Annotated in this window: 2 protein-coding genes and 3 pseudogenes; 1 reads left to right on the top strand and 4 read right to left on the bottom strand. The window is 73.6% G+C overall.

Going from position 1 to position 4,033, the window contains the following annotated elements:
- Window positions 1–34 precede the first annotated feature (34 nt).
- Window positions 35–310, top strand: a pseudogene (locus AC2W7G_RS10650) (MOSC domain-containing protein); the annotation flags it as partial.
- 70 nt (window positions 311–380) lie between these two features.
- On the opposite strand, the gene AC2W7G_RS10645 reads toward AC2W7G_RS10650, so the two are convergent.
- From AC2W7G_RS10645 to AC2W7G_RS10630, 4 genes and pseudogenes are all read right to left on the bottom strand, one after another.
- Window positions 381–875 carry a hypothetical protein gene (locus AC2W7G_RS10645; RefSeq protein ID WP_485868405.1) on the bottom strand — a complete coding sequence of 165 codons (495 nt, stop codon included), beginning with the start codon at window positions 873–875 and terminating at the stop codon, window positions 381–383.
- A gap of 15 nt (window positions 876–890) precedes the next feature.
- Window positions 891–1,463 (bottom strand): annotated as a pseudogene (locus AC2W7G_RS10640) (GAF domain-containing protein); the annotation flags it as partial.
- Window positions 1,464–1,737: 274 nt separating this feature from the next.
- Window positions 1,738–2,604, bottom strand: a pseudogene (locus tag AC2W7G_RS10635) (amidase); the annotation flags it as partial.
- A gap of 1,160 nt (window positions 2,605–3,764) precedes the next feature.
- Window positions 3,765–4,033, bottom strand: a 269-nt coding sequence (locus tag AC2W7G_RS10630) for a DUF1206 domain-containing protein (protein WP_485868404.1), incomplete at its 5' end; no start/stop codon positions are given.

The following is a 4,033-nucleotide window of genomic DNA, read 5'->3' as shown; positions in this document are numbered from 1 at the left end:
GAGAGCGACGTCTCGCACTTCGACGACGGCCCCGGTGCACCTGCTGACGACGTCCACGCTCCGCGCCCTCGAGGCCGCGCACGGCGAGCCGCTGGACCCGCGCCGCTTCCGCCCCAACCTCGTGCTCGCGACCGACGCCGAGGGGTACGTCGAGGACGACTGGACCGGTCGCGAGGTGGCGCTCGGCGACGCGGTCGTCCTGCGGGTCACGGCGCTCATGCCGCGCTGCGTCATGGTGAACCTGGCCCAGTGCGACGGCGTCCGGGCGGACGGCGGCGTGCTGCAGGCGGCCACGACGCGCACGCCGGCTCGGTCGGGGTGGTGGCCGAGGTGGTGCGTCCCGGCCGGGTGGCGGTCGGCGACCCGGTGCGGGTGCTCGGCTAGGCGGGCAGGTCGAACCAGACGGTCAGACCGACGCCCGCCTCCGGCGTCTCGAGCCCCATCTCTCCCCCGTGGGCCCGGACCAGGCGCAGCGCGGTGGTCAGCCCGATGCCGTGCCCCTCGCGTCGTGGCGCCGCGCTCGTAGAGGTCGAACAGCCCCTCCCGCCGCTCCGGCGGCACGCCCACCCCGTCGTCGGTGACGCCCACGCGCCAGGCGTCGTCGCGCCGCTCGGCCGCCACCCGCACCGTCGGCGGCGCCGGCCGGCGAACTTCAGCCCGTTCGAGAGCAGGTTGAGGGCCACGGCGTAGAGCATCCCGCCGTCGCCGCGCACGACCGGCAGGTCGTCGAGCACGACCGTGCCGCCCACTCGCTGCCGCTGGGCCTCGACGTCCGTGCGGGCTGCGGCGAAGACGTCCGCGAGCGACACCTCACCCGCGGTGAAGCGTCCGCCCCGGCGGGCCAGGCGCAGCACGTCGCCGATCATCGCGTCCATGCGGGCGGTCGCGCCGAGGATGCCGTCGACGACCGCGCGGCTGTCCGGGTCGGCGGCCACGACCGGCTCGGTGGCGAGCAGCTCGGCGTTGGTCTGGATGGCCGTCAGCGGGTTGCGCAGGTCGTGGCTGACCTGCCCGGCGAACAGGGCCAGGTGCTCGTTGGAGCGGCGCAGCTCGTCGCGGGTGCGGGTCAGGTCGGCCAGGGACTGCTCGAGCAGGCGGGTGCGCAGGCGCAGCTCGAGCATCTCCATCACCTGGCCGGCGAGCGTGCGCAGCGCCTGGACCTGCTGCTCGTCCAGCTCGCGCGGCGCGGTGTCGAAGACGCACATCCGGCCGATCGTCACCCCGTCGGGCGTCGTGATCGGGGCCGAGGCGTAGAAGCGGACGGCGTCGATCTCGCCGGTGACGAACGGGTTGTCGGCGAACCGGGGGTCCTGGCTGGCGTCCGCGACCACCACGGGGCGCGCCACCTCCTGCACCGCGGCGCACATCGAGTCCTCGCGCCGGCAGATGCTCGGGGAGACCCCCGACGTGACGACCTGGTGCTGCTCGGTGCTGGTGAGGATGTTGACCGCGGCGTACGGCACCCCGCACACCCGCGTGACCAGGTCGACGAGGGCCTGCAGCCCGGCGGGGACGGAGTCGTCCAGGGCGTCGTAGCGCTCGATCTCGGCGTCCACGACCTGAGCCGTGGTCCTCGCGTCCGGCACCGCCACCTCGTCCCCCGGGACGCCCCCTGCGTCCGCTCGCTCCCGATGGTAGGGGTGGCGGGTCCTGGGCGGCACCCGGTGACGTCCGCGTGCGGGACCGGCCGACCCGGGCCACGCTGGGGACCTCGCCAACGAAGGGGACCCGATGTTCTTGTTCTTCAGCAACCGCCTTGGCCTGGGCCAGCGCCCGCTGGCCGGCGTCGTCGTCGGTGACCACGGACGACGAGAACGCGCCGGGCACGTAGCCGATGCGCTTGCCGCGCAGGGCGTCGGTGCGCAGGGCCGACTTCCACTCGGCCGGACGCAGCGCGTTGTCGACGCGCGACGTCAGCAGGTCGGCCGGGTCGTTGCCGGTCGTCCGCGTGGCCGTGGCGTCCAGCAGCGACGCCAGGTCGGTGACCGACTTGGCGATCGGGCCGGCGTAGTCCGTCGCCCAGGTCAGCGGCATGACGCCGTTGGTGCTGGTGAGCCCGTCGGTGCCGCGGAAGGACGAGAGGCCGGCGCCGGTGGACGGCGCGTACAGCGAGACGCCGGTCTGGGTGCCCATGGCGGCGGGGGCCAGGTCCGCGCCCACGGCGACGGCCGAGCCGCCGCTGGAGCCGAACGAGGTCTTGGACGGGTAGAGCGCGTTCCACGTCTGCTTGAATCCGCTCTCGCTGAACGAGCCGGAGTTGGCGAACTCGGACAGGTTCGTCTTGCCGATGATCACGGCGCCGGCCTCGCGCAGCTTCTTGACCTGCCAGGCGTCCGCCTTCGGCTGCCAGTCCTTGAGCGCGAGCGTGCCGCCCGACGTCGGCATGTCCTTGGTGTCGTACAGGTCCTTGAGCGCGATCGGGACGCCGAGCAGGTCACCCTTCGTGCCGGCGGCGCGGGCCTTGTCGGCGGCGAGCGCCTGCGCGACGGCGTCCTTGGCGACGGTGATGAACGCGTGGAAGCCCAGGGCGCCGGAGTCGTAGGCCTCGATCCGGTCCAGGTACGCCTTCGTCACCTGCACGGAGGTGACCTTGCCGGCCGTCATGTCGGCCTGGAGCTGGGCGATGGTCTTCCCGGTCACGTCGTAGGCGACGTCCGTGGTCGGCACGACGTCCGCCTCCGCGGCGGGGAGCTTGAGCGGCTCGGCACCATCACACGTGACGGCGCTGAGGTCCCAGTTCTGCAGGGTGCAGATCTCGTCGATCGTGAGCCCGGAGAAGTCCGGCGCGGCCGCGAGGGCGGCGGTGTCGGCGGCGATCTGCGTCGTGTCGGAGGTCGCGCCGACCACGACGTACTGCAGCACCGACTCGGTGGCGCCCGGCGCGACGGTGAGCTCGCGGACGAAGCCGAGGTCGTTCGCCCGGCTGCCGGTCGGGGAGTACGGCGTGGTGAACGGGTCGGCCTGCTGGTCGCCGAGCGACTCGACGCCGGAGCCGACGACGACGCCGGTGGGCCGGGTCGTGCCGGGCGTCGTGGCCGCGATCCACGTGTCGGCGGGGTCGACCACGTCGTCGCCGCTGCTCGTGGCGCTGATCGTCGCCTTGTTCGGGCTGGCGGTGCCCGACGCCGGGTTCGGGACGTAGCCCGAGCCGAGCGAGCCGCCGAACGAGACGTCGACGGTGACCGGCTTCGCCGACGTGTTGGTGAACGTGTCGAAGAAGCTGGTCGTGCTGGTGTCCTCGGCGACCTGCACCGTGCGGGTCATGAGCACGTCGCCCAGGCGCACCGAGCGCGTCGAGCGGTACGACCCCGAGCCGTCCGCCGTCAGTCCGAAGCCGCGCATCATCTGGCCGTTCATGCGCGGCGCCGGGGTGGTGTCCACGCGCACGAAGACGTTGCCGAACCCCTCCATCCGCGAGCCCGAGACGTTGCGGATCGAGCCGGTGTCGAGTCCGGGCCGGCGGGAGTCGTTGATGTTGACGGTGGCGCCGTTGGCGGTGGGGACGCTGGTGAGCGCCTGCGCCGGGGGCGCGGTGAGGGCGCCGAGCGCGATCGCCGCGGCCACCGGGACGGCGGCACGGCGGACGACGCGGCGTCCGGGGGAGGAGGATGACATCGGGGCAGGCGCCTTCCGGGCGGGAACGGGGGACGCCCCGTTTCTATGCACCGCGTGTGTGCGGCGCGCCTCCTCGTTGCCGCCCCGTAACGATCAGGGACGCTGTGGGTCGGGCGTGTTTCGGGGCGCAACTGCCCCGCGGGCGCTCCCTAGCGCTGGCGGACGTACCGGGCCCAGGCGAAGCAGTACAGGCCGAAGGCGAGCAGGCCGAGCGCGATCGCGGTGAGCAGGTACGGCCTGAACGGCTGGTCACGCAGGGTGCTGAGCGCGTCGTCGAGGCCGCCGGCCTTCTCCGGGTCGTACGTCGCCGCCGCCCACAGGAACAGCACGCCGACCACGGCGATGGCGGCGCCCTTGGCCACGTGGCGACGGTGCCGGTGATCATCACCGGCTTCTCGGTGCGCCCGGCCAGGGCGTC

This window comes from Aeromicrobium sp. PFPM2_SD2 (assembly GCF_057364525.1).
Note: the sequence above shows the minus strand (reverse complement) of the source record. Positions and strands in the feature narration are given on the sequence as shown.

Excerpts from the sequence above, each read along its gene's own strand:
- AC2W7G_RS10645 (WP_485868405.1), bottom strand. The coding sequence starts at position 875 with ATGGACGCGATGATCGGCGACGTGCTGCGCCTGGCCCGCCGGGGCGGA.